Annotated in this window: 13 protein-coding genes and 1 tRNA gene; 13 read left to right on the forward strand and 1 reads right to left on the reverse strand. The window is 63.2% G+C overall.

The annotated features are described in order from the left end of the window. Nucleotides 1–66: 66 nt before the first annotated feature. A complete protein-coding gene (locus tag JET14_RS02630; protein WP_200336674.1) occupies nucleotides 67–1,230 on the forward strand; it encodes a M20 aminoacylase family protein in 1,164 nt (387 codons plus the stop codon). A 69-nt stretch (nucleotides 1,231–1,299) separates the two neighbouring features. Further along, nucleotides 1,300–1,376: transfer RNA gene (locus JET14_RS02635), tRNA-Arg, on the forward strand. Nucleotides 1,377–1,643: 267 nt separating this feature from the next. On the opposite strand, the gene JET14_RS02640 is transcribed toward JET14_RS02635, so the two are convergent. Further along, entirely contained in the window at nucleotides 1,644–2,345 is a 702-nt protein-coding gene (locus JET14_RS02640; RefSeq protein WP_200336675.1) for a cyclic nucleotide-binding domain-containing protein, read from the reverse strand. A 243-nt stretch (nucleotides 2,346–2,588) separates the two neighbouring features. Between JET14_RS02640 and JET14_RS02645 the strand changes: the two genes are divergently transcribed. The 11 genes from JET14_RS02645 to JET14_RS02695 are packed head-to-tail and all read left to right on the forward strand — an operon-like array spanning nucleotide 2,589 to nucleotide 15,864. Then, nucleotides 2,589–5,264, forward strand: coding sequence for a nitrate/nitrite transporter (locus tag JET14_RS02645; protein ID WP_200336676.1), 2,676 nt, complete (start codon nucleotides 2,589–2,591; stop codon nucleotides 5,262–5,264). 24 nt (nucleotides 5,265–5,288) lie between these two features. Next, the gene (locus JET14_RS02650) at nucleotides 5,289–9,032 is read left to right on the forward strand and encodes a nitrate reductase subunit alpha (RefSeq protein WP_200336677.1); all 3,744 of its coding nucleotides are present in this window, start codon (nucleotides 5,289–5,291) and stop codon (nucleotides 9,030–9,032) included. Then, complete coding sequence (narH, locus tag JET14_RS02655; RefSeq protein WP_200336678.1) at nucleotides 9,029–10,567, forward strand: nitrate reductase subunit beta; 1,539 nt, start codon at nucleotides 9,029–9,031, stop codon at nucleotides 10,565–10,567. The genes JET14_RS02650 and narH overlap by 4 nt, the downstream gene beginning before the upstream one ends. Beyond that, complete coding sequence (gene narJ, locus JET14_RS02660; RefSeq protein ID WP_200336679.1) at nucleotides 10,567–11,277, forward strand: nitrate reductase molybdenum cofactor assembly chaperone; 711 nt, start codon at nucleotides 10,567–10,569, stop codon at nucleotides 11,275–11,277. Before narH ends, narJ begins: the two co-directional genes overlap by 1 nt. 10 nt (nucleotides 11,278–11,287) lie before the next feature. Then, entirely contained in the window at nucleotides 11,288–12,007 is a 720-nt protein-coding gene (gene narI, locus JET14_RS02665; RefSeq protein ID WP_200336680.1) for a respiratory nitrate reductase subunit gamma, read from the forward strand. A gap of 6 nt (nucleotides 12,008–12,013) precedes the next feature. Next, entirely contained in the window at nucleotides 12,014–12,919 is a 906-nt protein-coding gene (locus JET14_RS02670; RefSeq protein WP_200336681.1) for a peptidylprolyl isomerase, read from the forward strand. A 15-nt stretch (nucleotides 12,920–12,934) separates the two neighbouring features. Further along, nucleotides 12,935–13,498 (forward strand): DUF2478 domain-containing protein, encoded by a 564-nt coding sequence (locus JET14_RS02675; protein WP_200336682.1) that lies wholly within the window; start codon nucleotides 12,935–12,937, stop codon nucleotides 13,496–13,498. Then, a complete protein-coding gene (gene moaA / locus JET14_RS02680) occupies nucleotides 13,488–14,516 on the forward strand; it encodes a GTP 3',8-cyclase MoaA (RefSeq protein WP_200336683.1) in 1,029 nt (342 codons plus the stop codon). Before JET14_RS02675 ends, moaA begins: the two co-directional genes overlap by 11 nt. A gap of 1 nt (nucleotide 14,517) precedes the next feature. Further along, nucleotides 14,518–15,039, forward strand: coding sequence for a molybdopterin adenylyltransferase (gene mog / locus JET14_RS02685; RefSeq protein WP_200336684.1), 522 nt, complete (start codon nucleotides 14,518–14,520; stop codon nucleotides 15,037–15,039). A gap of 34 nt (nucleotides 15,040–15,073) precedes the next feature. Further along, nucleotides 15,074–15,577 (forward strand): group III truncated hemoglobin, encoded by a 504-nt coding sequence (locus JET14_RS02690; protein WP_200336685.1) that lies wholly within the window; start codon nucleotides 15,074–15,076, stop codon nucleotides 15,575–15,577. Then, entirely contained in the window at nucleotides 15,574–15,864 is a 291-nt protein-coding gene (locus tag JET14_RS02695) for a DUF6522 family protein (protein ID WP_200336686.1), read from the forward strand. Before JET14_RS02690 ends, JET14_RS02695 begins: the two co-directional genes overlap by 4 nt. Nucleotides 15,865–15,867 lie beyond the last annotated feature (3 nt).

Raw genomic sequence — 15,867 nt, forward strand, 5'->3', positions numbered from 1 at the left:
TTTCGCGGTCCCACATGTATTACCGTCTTTTACAATGAATTTTAGAAAATTGCAGGGGTATGCTTAATGCCGGTGTTGAACAGTGCCGCCCAGATCCGTGACGAGGCCACGACATGGCGGCGGTTTCTCCATCAGCATCCCGAACTCCTCTATGATGTCGAAAATACGGCTGCCTTCGTCGCTGCGCAGTTGCGGTCCTTCGGCGTGGACGAGGTTGTCGAGGGGATCGGCGGGACGGGCGTCGTGGGCGTGATCCGCGGCAGCCGCGAAGGCGACCGGACGATCGGCCTCAGGGCCGATATGGACGCGCTGCCGATCGTCGAGAAGAGCGGCAGGGATTGGACGTCGAAGGTAAACGGCAGGATGCATGCCTGCGGCCATGACGGCCACATGGCCATGCTTCTGGGCGCTGCGAAACTGCTCACGGAAACCCGTAATTTCGCCGGCCGCATCGCGCTGATCTTCCAGCCGGCGGAAGAGGGCGGCGGCGGCGGCAAGGCGATGATCGACGACGGGCTGATGGAACGTTTCGCTATCGCGGAAGTCTACGGCATGCACAACTATCCCGGCATGCCGGTTGGCCGGTTTGCCTCCCGCGTCGGGCCCATCATGGCGGCGACGGACGAGTTCAGGATCCTCATCAGGGGCGATGGCGGCCATGCGGCCCAGCCGCAGAAATCGGTCGACCCGATCATCATCGGCAGCCAGATCGTCAATGCGATGCAGACGATCGTTTCGCGCAACGCCGATCCGGTGAGCCCGCTCGTCGTCTCGATTACGGAATTTCACGCAGGCTTCGCCCATAACGTCATTTCCGGCGAGGCCGAACTGGGCGGAACGGTCCGCTCTTTCACGCCGGAAAACCGTGATCTCGCCGAGCGCCGGATCAGGGAGATTGCCGAGATGACGGCGCTTTCCCACGGGGGACTGGCGGAGGTGACCTACACGCGCAACTACCCGCCGACGGTCAATCACCCGGAGGAAACGTTTCACGCCCTTGCCGCGGCAAAATCCGTCACCGGCGAGGACAAGGTGGCCGACGATTTCGCGCCGTGGACGGCGGCGGAGGATTTCTCCTACATGCTCGAAGCGCGGCCCGGCGCCTTCATCCTGATCGGCAACGGCGACACGGCCGAACTGCACAATGCCGAATATGATTTCAACGACGAAGCGCTTCCCTACGGCATGTCCTACTGGGTCCGACTTGCCGAGGCGCGCCTCGCCGGCTGAGAAACATCGCCGCATTGATGCAAATCGGGGCTTTTCACGAGGCCTCGGCTTTTGTATTGAGAGGCAAGTGGTCCCGTAGCTCAGCAGGATAGAGCATCAGATTCCTAATCTGAGGGTCACGCGTTCGAATCGCGTCGGGATCACCATTTTTCAGCACTTGCTTCAATGGTTTGTACGAGTGGCTTTATGCCTCTCTGGGGGCTGTTACGCAGGGGGGCATCGTGGTTTGCGGCGTCTCGCCGGGGGTCTGCGTTTCCGGCGCCGAAAAGTCGGTCGGCTGGAGAGAGTCGACGCCGGCATTGCCTTGAGCGCCGTCTTTGCCATGGCTGCGGCCTCGAGCGGACCATCGACCGGATGGGACAAGCCTGCGTCCTGTGCCCGAGATCTGGCGCGCGATCGGAACAAGGGTATCGTCAGGTCTTCGGGTCGTCGATCAACGGCGTGGGTTTGGCGAGTGTCTTCAGGGACGCGATGTCGGTAAGCCGGATCGACGTTCCGTCGACCTCGACGCCGTAGGGCTTCAGCGTGTTGAAGGCGCGCGACAGGTTTTCCGGCGTCATGCCGAGCAGCGAGGCGAGCGTGCGCTTGTCGTAGGGCAGCTCGAATGTGCCGGTGCCACCGCCGAACTCATGGTCCTGGCGCAGCAGCGTGTTCGCCAGCCGCTCGACGGAACTGCGCAGCTTGAGGCCCTTGTGCTCCTTGATGACGTAGCGATAGCTGCCGGCCATCTCCAGCACCATCGCCCTTGCGAAGGCGTCGTCAAGCTCGAAGATCGAACGGACGTTTTCCGAGGGGATCAGCAGGATTTTCGAGCGCGCCCGCGTGCGTGCCGACATCAGATAGACAGCATCCTTCAGCACGGCGGCCAGAATGAAGGCGCTGACCGGATGCACCATCGCCATGGTCGCCTCGCGGCGGTTGGCATTGGCATAAAGCTCGACGCAGCCCTCGATGACGACATAGAGGAAATCGGCTGGGTCGCCCTCATGCACGAGGTCCAGCTGTGGCGGGAAGGTCTGCAGATAGGCCGCCTGCATCAGCGCCTCGAAATTCTCCTCGCCCATGCTGTTGAACAGGCCGAGTGCCCGCACCTGTGGCAAATCGGATGACCGCATCACTGTGCCTTGATTTTTTTCGTGTCTTCAATTGATAAATTTAGCAGCAACGAACGGCATCCGCAACAGGCCGATTTGACGATGATTTCAGCGCGGGAAGGCAAGTTCACGTCCACTTCTTGTTTGTCCCGCGCCACCCGTCAAGCTTGACTTAGGTCAACTTCGCGGGGCTGCAAAGCCCTCTAGCTCTCAGGCAGAATTTGTGAATGAGCGGGCTTCCGCTTAAGCCTTAGGGGGCAAGTCATGTCTGCAATTGACGGTGTTTCGCGAAACGACCAGCGTCGGGCGCTCTGTCTCAGCACGGTGGCCTTCACGGTCTGTTTCGCGGTCTGGACGATCTTCGCCATCATCGGAGTCGAGATCAAAGGCGAACTCGGCCTTTCCGAAACCCAGTTCGGCATTCTGGTGGCGACGCCGGTGCTGACCGGCTCGCTGTCGCGGCTGATGCTCGGCATCTGGACTGAGCAATATGGCGGGCGGCTGGTGTTTCCGTTGCAGATGCTGCTGGCCGCCGCGGCGACCTTTCTCCTGACCAGCGCCACGACCTATCCGCTGTTTCTGCTCGCAGCCCTCGGCGTCGGCCTTGCCGGCGGCTCCTTTGCCGTCGGCGTCACCTATGTGTCGCACTGGTATCCGCCGGAAAAGCAGGGCACGGCGCTTGGCATTTTCGGCGCCGGCAATGTCGGCGCGGCGGTGACCAAATTCGGCGCGCCCTTCGTCATGGTGGCTTTCGGCTGGCAGGCGGTCGCCAATGTCTGGGCCTTCGCGCTTGCCGCCATTGCCGTCATCTTCTTCGTGTTTTCCAAGCATGATCCGGTGTTCGAGGCCCGCCGTCGTTCCGGCGCGAAGGCCACTACGGTCGCGGCCCAGCTCGCGCCGCTGAAGAACCTGCAGGTCTGGCGCTTCTCGCTTTACTATTTCTTCGTCTTCGGCGCCTTCGTCGCGCTGGCGCTGTGGTTGCCGCATTACCTCGTCGATGTCTATGGCGTCGATATCCGCACCGCGGGCATGGCGGCGGCCGCCTTCTCGCTCTCGGCCAGCCTGTTCCGCGCCTATGGCGGCCATCTTTCGGACCGGTTCGGCGCGCGCTCGGTGATGTACTGGACCTTCGGTTTTGCGCTGCTGCTGCTGTTCATGCTGTCCTACCCGCCGACCAGCTACACGATCCACGCCAAGGGCGGCGACATCGTCTTTACGACCGCCATGAGCTTCGGCGCCTTCGTGCTGATGATCTTCTGCCTCGGCTTCTTCATGAGCCTCGGCAAGGCGGCGGTCTACAAGCATATCCCGGTCTATTATCCCGACAATGTCGGCTCGGTCGGCGGTCTTGTCGGTATGATCGGCGGGCTCGGCGGCTTCGTCCTGCCGATCGTGTTCGGCACGCTCTTGGACCTGACCGGGGTCTACACCACCTGTTTCGCCTTCCTGTTCCTGCTGGTGCTGGTCGCCCTGACCTGGATGCATCTTTCCATCCGCCAGATGGAACGCCGCAACCGGACGACGACCGACACCCTGCCTGAACTGCCGGAATTCGAGGGCATGACGCCGAAGACGTCGGCAGCGACGCTCACCGAATGGAACCCGGAGGACAAGTCCTTCTGGGAACAGACCGGGCGGAAGATCGCCAAGCGCAATCTCTGGATTTCCATCCCCGCGCTGCTTCTGGCCTTTTCGGTGTGGATGGTCTGGTCGGTCGTGGTTGCGCGGCTACCCGCGATCGGCTTCGACTTCACCGACGCCCAGCTGTTCTGGCTGGCGGCGCTGCCGGGGCTTTCGGGCGCGACGCTCAGGATCTTCTATTCCTTCATGGTGCCGATCTTCGGCGGCAGGCTGTGGACCACGCTCTCCACCGCCTCGCTGCTCTTGCCGGCCATGGGCATCGGCTATGCCGTGCAGAACCCGGAAACGCCCTATCTGATCTTCCTCGTTCTGGCGCTTCTGTGCGGTCTCGGCGGCGGCAATTTCGCCTCGTCCATGGCCAATATCAGCTTCTTCTTCCCCAAGGCCGAAAAGGGCAATGCGCTCGCCATGAATGCAGGGCTTGGCAATCTCGGGGTCTCGGTCATGCAGTTCCTGGTGCCGGTCGTCATCACCATGGGCGTCTTCGGCGCCCTCGGCGGCGAACCGCAGGCACTGACCGATGGCGGACGGCTGTGGCTGCAGAATGCCGGCTTCGTCTGGGTGCCGTTCATCATCGCGGCTACCATCGCCGCCTATTTCGGCATGAACGACATCGCCTCGGCCAAGGCCTCCTTTGCCGATCAGGCGGTGATCTTCTCCCGCTTCCACAACTGGATCATGTGCATTCTCTATACCGGCACATTCGGCTCGTTCATCGGCTATTCGGCGGGTTTCCCGCTGCTGATGAAAACCCAGTTCCCGGAGGTCAATGCGCTCTCCTACGCCTTCCTCGGCCCGCTGGTCGGCGCGCTCAGCCGGGCGGGTACCGGCTGGATTTCCGACCGTTTCGGCGGCGGGCGGGTGACCTTCTGGACCTTCGTCGGCATGTTCGTCGCTGTGGTCGGCGTGCTGCAATTCCTGCCGCAGGACGGGGCGGGCGGCAATTTCTGGGCCTTCTTCGCCTGCTTCATGGCGCTGTTCTTCCTCACCGGCGTCGGCAATGCATCGACCTTCCAGATGATCCCGGCGATCATGCGCCAGGAAGTGCCGCGGCTGATGCCGGAGCTGGATGCGGGCGCGCTGCAGAAGCAGACGGACCGCGAGAGCGCGGCCATCATCGCCTTCACCTCGGCAATCGCAGCTTACGGCGCGTTCTTCATCCCGAAATCCTACGGCACCTCGATCTCGATGACCGGCGGACCGGACATGGCGCTGTGGGGCTTCGGCATCTTCTACGTGCTCTGCGCCCTGCTCACCTTCTTCTACTACACCCGCCGCAACGCGCCGGTGCCCTGCTAATCGCCCGAAACAAAGGAACGGATCATGTCTCTTCTCCTCGACCGCCTCAACTTTCTGGCGCGCAAGAATGTCGACACATTCTCCGACGGTCACGGCGTGACCACGAATGAAAACCGCGATTGGGAAGACGCCTATCGCAAGCGCTGGCAGCACGACAAGATCGTGCGCTCCACCCACGGCGTGAACTGCACGGGCTCCTGCTCGTGGAAGATCTACGTCAAGGGCGGGATCGTCACCTGGGAAACCCAGCAGACCGATTATCCGCGCACCCGGCCGGACATGCCCAACCACGAACCGCGCGGCTGTTCGCGCGGCGCCAGCTACAGCTGGTACATGTACTCGGCCAACCGGGTGAAATACCCGCTGATCCGGGCGCGGCTCCTGAAGCTCTGGCGCAAGGAACGCGCCGACAAGAGCCCGGTCGCCGCCTGGAGGGCCATTCAGGACGATCCGGCAAAGCGCGCCGAATACATCAAGGTGCGTGGCCTCGGCGGCTTCGTGCGCGCCACATGGGACGAGGTCAACGAGCTCATCGCGGCGGCCAACGCCTATACCGCGAAGAGGTGGGGGCCCGACCGCGTCATCGGATTTTCGCCGATCCCGGCGATGTCGATGGTCTCTTACGCGGCCGGGTCCCGCTACCTGTCGCTGCTCGGCGGCACCTGCATGTCGTTTTATGACTGGTATTGCGACCTGCCGCCGGCCTCGCCGATGACCTGGGGCGAACAGACCGACGTGCCGGAATCGGCCGACTGGTACAATGCTGGGTTCCTGATGCTCTGGGGCTCCAACGTGCCGCAGACCCGCACGCCGGATGCGCATTTCTACACGGAAGTGCGCTACAAGGGCACGAAGTCGGTGGTCGTCTCGCCGGACTATTCGGAAGCGGCAAAGTTCTCCGATCTCTGGCTACATCCCAAACAGGGAACCGACGCGGCGCTCGCCATGGCGCTCGGCCACGTGATCCTGCGCGAATACCATCTCGACCGGAAGGTCGGCTATTTCGACGACTACTGTCGCCGTTACACCGACATGCCGATGCTGGTGCGGCTGGTGAAGAAAGACGGCCGCTTCGTGCCGGAACGCTTCCTTCGCGCCTCCGATTTCAGGGATGGCCTCGGCGAGGGGAACAATCCCGAATGGAAGACGGTCGGCTTCGACGCGAAGACCGGCGATGTCGTCGCGCCGCGCGGATCGGCCGGCTATCGCTGGGGCGAAAAGGGCAAGTGGAACCTTGAGCAGAAGGATGGCGCGGGCAGCGACATCGATCTGGTCATGAGCCTCGCCGACAAGCATGACGGCGTCGAGGACGTTGCCTTCCCCTATTTCGGCAGCCGGGCCCACGACTATTTCGAAGGCACCGACCACGACAGCGTTCTGGCGCGCAAGGTGCCGGTCCGCCGTGTGGCGCTAGCAGAGGGCGAGGCGGTGGTCGCGACGGTGTTCGACCTGTTCGTCGCCAATTACGGGCTCGACCGCGGCTTCGGCGGCGAGAACGTCTCAAGCTCGTTTGATGATGGAACGCCCTATACGCCGGCCTGGGCGGAAAAGATCACCGGCGTTCCGCGCGAGCAGATCATCGCCACCGCCCGCGCTTTTGCGGGCAACGCGGAAAAGACCAATGGCCGCTCCATGGTCATTCTCGGCGCCGGTCTGAACCACTGGTACCACATGGACATGAACTACCGCGGCATCATCAACATGCTGGTGATGTGCGGCTGTATCGGCCAGTCCGGCGGCGGCTGGAGCCACTATGTCGGCCAGGAGAAGCTGCGGCCCCAGACCGGCTGGCTGCCGCTCGCCTTCGGGCTCGACTGGCAGCGCCCGCCGCGCCACATGAACTCGACCTCGTTCTTCTACGCCCACACCGATCAGTGGCGCTACGAGACGTTGAAGGTCGATGAGCTTTTGTCGCCCACCGCGCCGGAAGGGCCCTGGGATGCAACGCTGATCGACTACAACATCCGCGCCGAACGGATGGGCTGGTTGCCCTCAGCGCCGCAATTGCGCACCAACCCGCTGGAGGTCGCCCGCGCGGCGGAGGCCTCGGGAAAGAAGCCTGCCGATTATGTCGCCGAAGCGTTGAAATCCGGCACGCTTTCCATGTCTTGCGAGGACCCGGATGCGGAGGAGAACTGGCCGCGCAACATGTTCGTCTGGCGCTCCAACCTGCTCGGCTCTTCGGGCAAGGGGCACGAATACTTCCTCAAGCACCTGCTCGGCACATCCCATGGCCTGCTCGGCAAGGATCTCGGCGACGAGGGCCGTCAGGAGGTGAAAGAAGCCGTCTGGCATGACGAGGCGCCGGAGGGAAAGCTCGACCTGCTGGTGACCCTCGACTTCCGCATGTCGACCACCTGCGTCTATTCCGACATCGTGCTGCCGACGGCGACATGGTACGAGAAGAACGATCTCAACACCTCCGACATGCACCCCTTCATCCACCCGCTGACCAGCGCGGCCGATCCGGCCTGGCAGTCGCGCTCGGACTGGGACATCTTCAAGGGCATCGCAAAGACGTTCTCCGAAGTCGCGCCGGAAGTGCTGGGCGTTGAAAAGGACGTTGTGCTGGTGCCGACCCTGCACGACACCCCCGGCGAACTGGCCCAGCCCTTCGACGTCAAGGACTGGAAACAGGGCGAGACCGATCCGGTGCCGGGCAAGACCATGCCGACGATTGCCGTGGTCGAGCGGGATTACCCCAATCTCTACAAGCGCTTCACCTCCGTTGGTCCGCTGCTCGAAAAGCTCGGCAATGGCGGCAAGGGGATTTCGTGGAACACCGAGCATGAAGTCGGCCTGCTCGGCAAGCTGAACGGCACGGTGACGGAAGAGGGCGCCTCGAAAGGCCGTCCGAAGATCGAGACCGATATCGACGCCACCGAGGTGATCCTGTCGCTGGCGCCGGAAACCAATGGCGAGGTTGCGGTCAAGGCCTGGGAAGCGCTTTCGGCGATCACCGGGCGCGACCACACCCATCTTGCCCTTCCGAAGGAAGACGAAAAGATCCGCTTCCGCGACATCGTCGCCCAGCCGCGCAAGATCATTTCCTCGCCGACATGGTCGGGTCTGGAATCGGAGAAGGTCTGCTACAATGCCTGCTACACCAATGTCCACGAGTTGATCCCGTGGCGGACGCTCTCCGGACGTCAGCAGCTCTATCAGGACCATCTGTGGATGCGGGCCTTTGGCGAGGCCTTCTGCGTCTACCGTCCGCCGATCGATACCGGAACCGTGACGCCGGCGATCGAGGCACGCCTCGACGGCCAGCCGCATCTGGTGCTGAACTTCATCACCCCGCACCAGAAATGGGGCATCCACTCCACCTATACCGACAACCTGTTGATGCTGACGCTCAATCGCGGCGGTCCGGTGGTGTGGATTTCCGAGCCCGATGCCGCCCGCGCCGACATAGTCGATAATGACTGGGTCGAGGTCTACAACGCCAATGGCGCGCTGGTCGCCCGCGCGGTCGTCTCGCAGCGCATGAAGGACGGCACGATCTTCATGTACCACGCGCAGGAGAAGATCGTGAACACACCCGGCTCGCCGCTGACGGGCCAGCGCGGCGGTATTCACAACTCCGTCACCCGCGTGATCCCGAAGCCCACCCACATGATCGGCGGTTACGCCCACCAGTCCTATGGTTTCAACTACTACGGAACCGTTGGCGCCAACCGCGATGAATTCGTTGTCGTCCGCAAGCTCGAAAATGTCGACTGGATGGACGAGACCCCAAGCCTTGCAGGAAAGGAGGCCGCAGAATGAAGGTCCGCGCACAGATCGGCATGGTGCTCAATCTCGATAAATGCATCGGGTGCCACACCTGCTCCGTCACCTGCAAGAATGTCTGGACGAACCGCGAGGGCGTTGAATACGCCTGGTTCAACAATGTCGAGACCAAGCCGGGGATCGGCTTTCCCAAGGAATGGGAAAACCAGAAGAAGTGGAATGGCGGCTGGGTCCGCAAGAAGAACGGCCGGATCGAGCCGAAAATGGGCGCGAAATGGCGCATCCTCGCCAAGATCTTCGCCAATCCCGACCTGCCGGAAATCGATGACTATTACGAACCCTTCGATTTCGACTATGGCCATCTTCAGGCTGCCGGCGAAAGCAAGACCATGCCGACGGCACGGCCGCGCTCGAAGCTGACCGGCGAGCGCATGGAAAAGATCGAATGGGGCCCGAACTGGGAGGAAATCCTCGGCGGCGAATTCGAGAAGCGGTCGAAGGACGTGAATTTCGAAGGCGTGGAGAAGGAAATCTACGGCCAGTTCGAAAACACCTTCATGATGTATCTGCCGCGCCTTTGCGAGCACTGTCTGAACCCGACCTGCGTCGCCGCCTGTCCCTCGGGCGCGATCTACAAGCGCGAGGATGACGGCATCGTCCTGATCGACCAGGAAAAATGCCGCGGCTGGCGCATGTGCGTGTCCGGCTGCCCCTACAAGAAGATCTATTACAACTGGAATACCGGAAAATCGGAAAAGTGCATCTTCTGCTATCCGCGCATCGAGGCCGGACAGCCGACGGTCTGCTCGGAAACCTGCGTCGGCCGTATCCGCTATCTCGGCGTCATTCTCTACGATGCCGATCGGATTTCGGAAGCCGCCTCGACGGCAAACGAGCAGGATCTCTATGAAGAACAACTCAAGGTGTTCCTCGATCCGAACGATCCGGCGGTCATCGAACAGGCCCGCAGGGACGGCGTGCCGGAAGACTGGCTGAAGGCGGCGCGGAATTCGCCCGTCTACAAGATGGCGATCGACTGGAAGGTGGCCTTCCCGCTGCATCCGGAATACCGCACCCTGCCGATGGTCTGGTATGTGCCGCCGCTCTCGCCGGTCCAGTCCGCCGTCGAGGCCGGCAAGCTCGGTCTCGATGGCGATATGCCCGATGTGAAGTCGCTGCGCATCCCGGTGCGCTATCTCGCCAACCTTTTGACGGCGGGGAAGGAAGAGCCGGTGGTGAATGCGCTGGAACGCATGCTCTCCATGCGCGCCTATATGCGTTCGAAAACCGTCGATGGCGTCGATGACAACGCGATTGCCGAACGCGTCGGCCTCACCGGCCAGATGATCGAGGACATGTACCACGTGATGGCGATTGCCAATTACGAGGACCGTTTCGTCATCCCGACGACCCATCGCGAGGTCTCCGAGGACGCTTACGACGTCCGCGGCTCCTGCGGCTTTTCCTTCGGCAATGGCTGTTCGGGCGGCAATTCCGAAACGGAACTCTTCGGCGCAGGCCGGCGCAAGGTGGTGCAGACGCCCACCGATATTTTCAAGGAGCAGGTCTGATGAACATCGCGCTGAAAATCACCTCCCTGCTTCTGTCCTACCCGGAGCGGGAACTGCTGGACGACCTGCCGGAACTGAAGGCCGCGCTGGCCTCCTCGGCGGCGCCAGAAGCGGTTGCCGTCGCGCTCGGCAGGCTGATCGACGATCTTGCGGGCCGCGATCTCTACGAGGCCCAGGAACGCTATGTCCACCTGTTCGACCGCACTCGCGCGCTGTCGCTGCATCTCTTCGAGCATGTCCATGGCGAAAGCCGGGATCGCGGCCAGGCCATGGTCGATCTGATGGCGCTTTACGAGGCGGGCGGTTTCGAAATCGATGCGAAGGAATTGCCGGACTATCTGCCGCTGTTTCTGGAGTTTCTCTCCACCCGCCCGAGCGCCGAAGCGGAAGACCTGCTCGGCCAGACGGCGCATATCACCGAGGCGATCGGCGAGCGGCTGAGGAAGCGGGAATCCGTCTATGCCTCGGCCTTCGCCGCGCTCTCCCCGCTGTCATCGGCCGAGGCCGATCAGAAGCTCCTGAAGGAGCTGATGGCGACACCCGAAGACGACCCCGACGACCTGAAGGCGCTCGACCGCATCTGGGAGGAAGAAGCCGTCACGTTCGGCGGCAATGCCGGCGAGGGCGCCTGCGGGCCGGACCGGCTTCGAACTCGTATGCGCGCGGCAGACCGCCAACCCGGCGATGTCGCCGGTTCCGTTTCGAATTAGGAGACAGACCATGTCAGCCTATCTCAACGCCCTCGTTTTCGGCATCTATCCCTATATAGCGCTCACGGTGCTGATCCTGGGAACGGTCATTCGCTATGATCGCGAGCCCTATTCGTGGCGCTCGGGTTCGTCGCAATTGCTGCGGCGCAAGCAACTCATCTGGGGTTCGGTGCTGTTTCATGTCGGCGTTCTGGTTATCTTCGTCGGCCATCTCGTCGGGCTTCTGACTCCGATCTGGGTTTTCGATGCGCTCGGCATCAGCCACGGGGCCAAGCAGTTGCTGGCCGTTGTCGCCGGCGGCATTGCCGGGGTGATGGGCATTGTCGGCGCGACGCTGCTCGTCCATCGCCGGCTGTTCGATGCGCGGGTGCGCGCCGCCTCGACCTTCAGCGACACGATGATCATCATCCTGCTCTGGCTGCAGCTTCTGCTGGGTCTCGGCACGATCCCGGTATCGCTGCACCATCTCGACGGCCATGAAATGGTGAAATTCATGAGCTGGGCGCAGGGCATCTTCACCTTCAACTTCGCCGCCTCGTCGCACGTCGCCGATGCCGCCTGGATCTTCAAGGCGCATATCTTTTTGGGCCTCACCATCCTGCTCGTCTTCCCCTTCACCCGGCTGGTGCACATGCTGAGCGTTCCGGTGCGCTATATCTGGCGGCCGGGCTATCAGGTCGCCCGCCAGAAGGGCGACGGGTCGCGCATCAACGGCACACCGGCGGAGTGACGAGAAATGGTCAACCTTTTCACACCACAACAGCCGAAAACGTCCGGCGCCGGACCGGAACCGGGCAGCGGCTATCAGGCCGTCGACACGAAAATACCGCCCAAGGCGCGGCCGGTGTTTTCCGAAATCTCGGTTAACGGCGTCACGATTGCCGAAAACGCCATCCTTGCCGAAGCCCAGAACCACCCGGCCGACAATCCCGGCGCGGCGCTGAGGGCCGCCGCCGAAGCACTCGTCATCCGTGAACTGCTGCTGCAGAAGGCCGCAGACGAACAGGTGACCGGCACGCCGCAGGCAACCGCCGACGGCAAGACCGAGACCGCCGAGGATGCGGCAATCCGGGCGCTGATCGACATATTGGTCGATGTGCCCTCTGCCAGTGACGCGGAATGCCGCCGGTTCTACGACAACAACCGGGCCCGTTTCCGCTCGGAGCCGATCTTCGAGGCGCGCCATATCCTGCTTGCCGCGGACCCGACCGACGAGGCCGTCCGGCGGCAGGCGCGCGCCGAGGCGGAGCAGATGATTGCCGACCTTTCGACTGGTGCCGTTGGTTTCAGTGAGCTGGCGCGGGCGCGCTCGGCCTGCCCGTCGGCGGAACAGGGCGGCAATCTCGGCCAGCTTTCGCCGGGCAGCACCGTGCCGGAATTCGAGGCAGTGCTGATGCGGTTACCGGAGGGGGAGATGGTCACCTCGCCAGTTGAAACCCGCTATGGCTTCCACATCATCCGCATGGATCGCCGGATCGAGGGCGCGCAATTGCCATTCGAGGCGGTCCAGCCGCGCATCGCCGCCTGGCTGGAGGCGGCGGCCTGGTCGAAGGCGGTCGCGCAGTTCATCGCGGTGCTGGCGGCGGAAGCCGAAATCGAGGGTATCGAGATCACCGGCGCCGATGGGCCGCTGGTGCAGTAAGGCAAGGGGTTTGTGATGGCGGACGGAAAAGGAGCGACGGGTGAATGCAAGCCGCTGGGCTTCATCCCGTTCATGCAGGATGACGCCGCCGACCGCGTTCTCGAAGCGGTCGCCCGGCGGCTCGTTGCCAAGGGGTATCGGGTCGAAGGTTTTATTCAACATGCCGAAAAGGATGAGGGCCAGTGCTGCGGCGCAGTCGATCTGGAAGACATCGCCACGGGCAAACGCTGGCAGATCATGCAGGCGCTCGGGGTCCATGCGCGCGGCTGCAGGCTGGACTTCAACGCGCTTTCCGAGGCCGCCGTTTTCGCCGAAACGCGGATCAGGACACAACCAGACCTCCTTATCCTCAACCGTTTCGGCAAAGGGGAAGAGCAGGGCGGCGGGTTGCGCTCGGTTTTCGAGGCCGCCTTTGTGGCGGGCGTGCCGATCCTGACCTCGGTGAAGCAGCCTTATCTCGAGGGCTGGCATGAATTCTCAGGCGGACTTTCAGAACCTCTGCTGCCCGAAACCGATGCTGTCCTGCAATGGTGTTGTGAAGCCATCGCTCGGGCGAGGCAGGTGCGCGATGCGGCATGAACGCGCGATAAGGCAGGCCGTTCCGCGTCCGCTGGTCGACGGGTTCGGCCGCACAGCGACCTATCTCCGGCTTTCGGTGACGGATCGCTGCGATCTGCGCTGCACCTATTGCATGTCGGAGAACATGACGTTTCTGCCGCGCCGGGAAATTCTTGACCTCGAGGAGCTTCATCGGCTTTCCCGCATCTTCATGGCCCGCGGGGTGCGCAAGATCCGGATCACCGGCGGCGAGCCGCTGGTGCGTAAGAACATCATGGCGCTGTTTTCCATGCTGGGCGCCCATCTTGAAACGGGCGAACTCGATGAGTTGACGCTGACGACCAACGGTACGCTGCTGGATCGCCATGCGGATGCGCTGTTTGCCCATGGCGTGCGCCGGGTGAATGTCTCGCTCGACACGCTCGATCCCGAGCGCTATCAGGCGATCACCCGCTGGGGCCGGATCGAACGGGTCTTCGCCGGCATCGCGGCGGCGCAGGCGGCGGGCCTTCGGGTCAAGATCAATGCGGTTGCCATGCGCGGCGCATTCGAGCAGGAGGTGGACGACCTGATCCGCTTTGCCCATGAACAGGACATGGACCTGACGCTGATCGAGGAAATGCCGCTTGGCGAGGGGCGGCATGACCGCCGGGAGAGTTTTCTGTCGCTCTCGCAGCTCCGCGACACGCTTTCGTCGCGATGGACGCTTCAGCCGCTTGCCTTGAAAAGCGGCGGCCCGGCGCGTTATATGCGGGTCGCGGAAACCGGCGGCGTTCTGGGGTTCATCACGCCGCTTTCGTGCGGTTTCTGCGCCGCGTGCAACCGTCTGCGCGTCAGCGCCACCGGCGACCTTTACACCTGCATGGGCGATGAAGGCCGGGTCGGCCTCAGGGAGACGTTGCGGGCGAGCGAGGACGACGCGCCGGTCGATGCGCTGATCTCGCGCGCGGTGGCGATGAAGCCCGAGGGACATGCATTTTCGATTGCGAATACCCGAGTTGAGGGCATCGGGCGGACGATGTCCGTGCTTGGAGGTTAAAATGCTGATTGTCGCACTGACCATTTCCGATCGCGCCAGCCGCGGCGAATATGAGGACCAGAGCGGGGCCATGATCGAAACCTGGCTGGCGGAGACCGTCACGTCACCCTATGCCCTGAACCGCGTCATCATCCCGGACGGCGTCGCCTCGGTGCGGGATACGCTGACGGAGCTGTGCGATAATGTTCGCGCCGACCTGATCCTGACCACCGGCGGCACGGGACCTGCGCCCCGCGACGAGACGCCGGAGGCGATGCAGGCGGTGATGGAGAAAGAGCTGCCGGGCTTTGGCGAACTGATGCGGCGCATCAGCCTGGAACAGGCGCCGACCGCCATCCTCTCCCGCCAGACCGCCGGCGTGCGCGGAAAGAGCCTGATCGTCAACCTGCCGGGCCGCCCGGCCTCGATAAGGCTTTGCCTCGATGCGGTTTTCCCGGCGATCCCCTATTGTCTCGACCTGATCGGCGCCGGCCGGATCGAGACCGACCCAGCACGGGTCAAGGCCCATCGGCCACCGGGCTGAGGTCGGTCGTGGTTTGCAAGAAGGAGTTTTGGACATGAGAGGACGTCCCGCGCCGGAGCGCACCGTGATCATCGACGGCAAACCGCTTCCCGAGGTTCTGGACGAGGCGATGATCCGCGATGTCGTGCACGGCTTTTACGACCGGATCCGCGGGGACGCGCTGCTCGGGCCGGTTTTCGAGAGCCGCATCGCCGCCGATGACTGGCCCCGCCATCTTGGGCGGATGTGCGATTTCTGGTCGGCGACGCTGTTGCGCACGGCGCGCTATCAGGGCCGCCCGCTGCCGCCGCATCTGGCCATCCCCGAGATTGAGGAGCGGCATTTCCGCCGCTGGCTGCAGCTCTTTGCCGAAACCGTGGACGCGATCTGCCCGAAGGAGGTGGCGTCGCTGTTTCTCGACCGGGCCATGCGCATTGCCCATTCCTTCCGCCTCGCCATCGGCTTTCATCGCGGCGAGGATACGGCGGGACTATGCCCGATCGGTCATGCCGACCTTGCCCGCCCGGAAGATCAGACGACAGACGGGGAGGGACCATGAGTGCTCAGGAAACCGGGACCTTCATCGAACGCAACCCGGACGGCCAGTTCGAAATCGGCGCGGAGCGGCTCGCCCGCCGCTTCGGCCTCGGCGTCGATGATCTGCGCGCGATGACGGCGCGCGGGCAGGTGCGGTCGTCGGTGGAGCGCGGCGACGGCGAGGATGCGGGGCGCTGGCGTCTTTCCTTCCGCATCGGCAACCGCCGCTGGCGGCTGACCGTGCGCGAGGATGGCATGATCGAAGACGACGAATTCAGCATCGTCACCTCCGGCGGGCGTTCGGCCTGAGCG

Source organism: Martelella lutilitoris (genome assembly GCF_016598595.1).
Classification (GTDB): Bacteria; Pseudomonadota; Alphaproteobacteria; order Rhizobiales; family Rhizobiaceae; genus Martelella; species Martelella lutilitoris_A.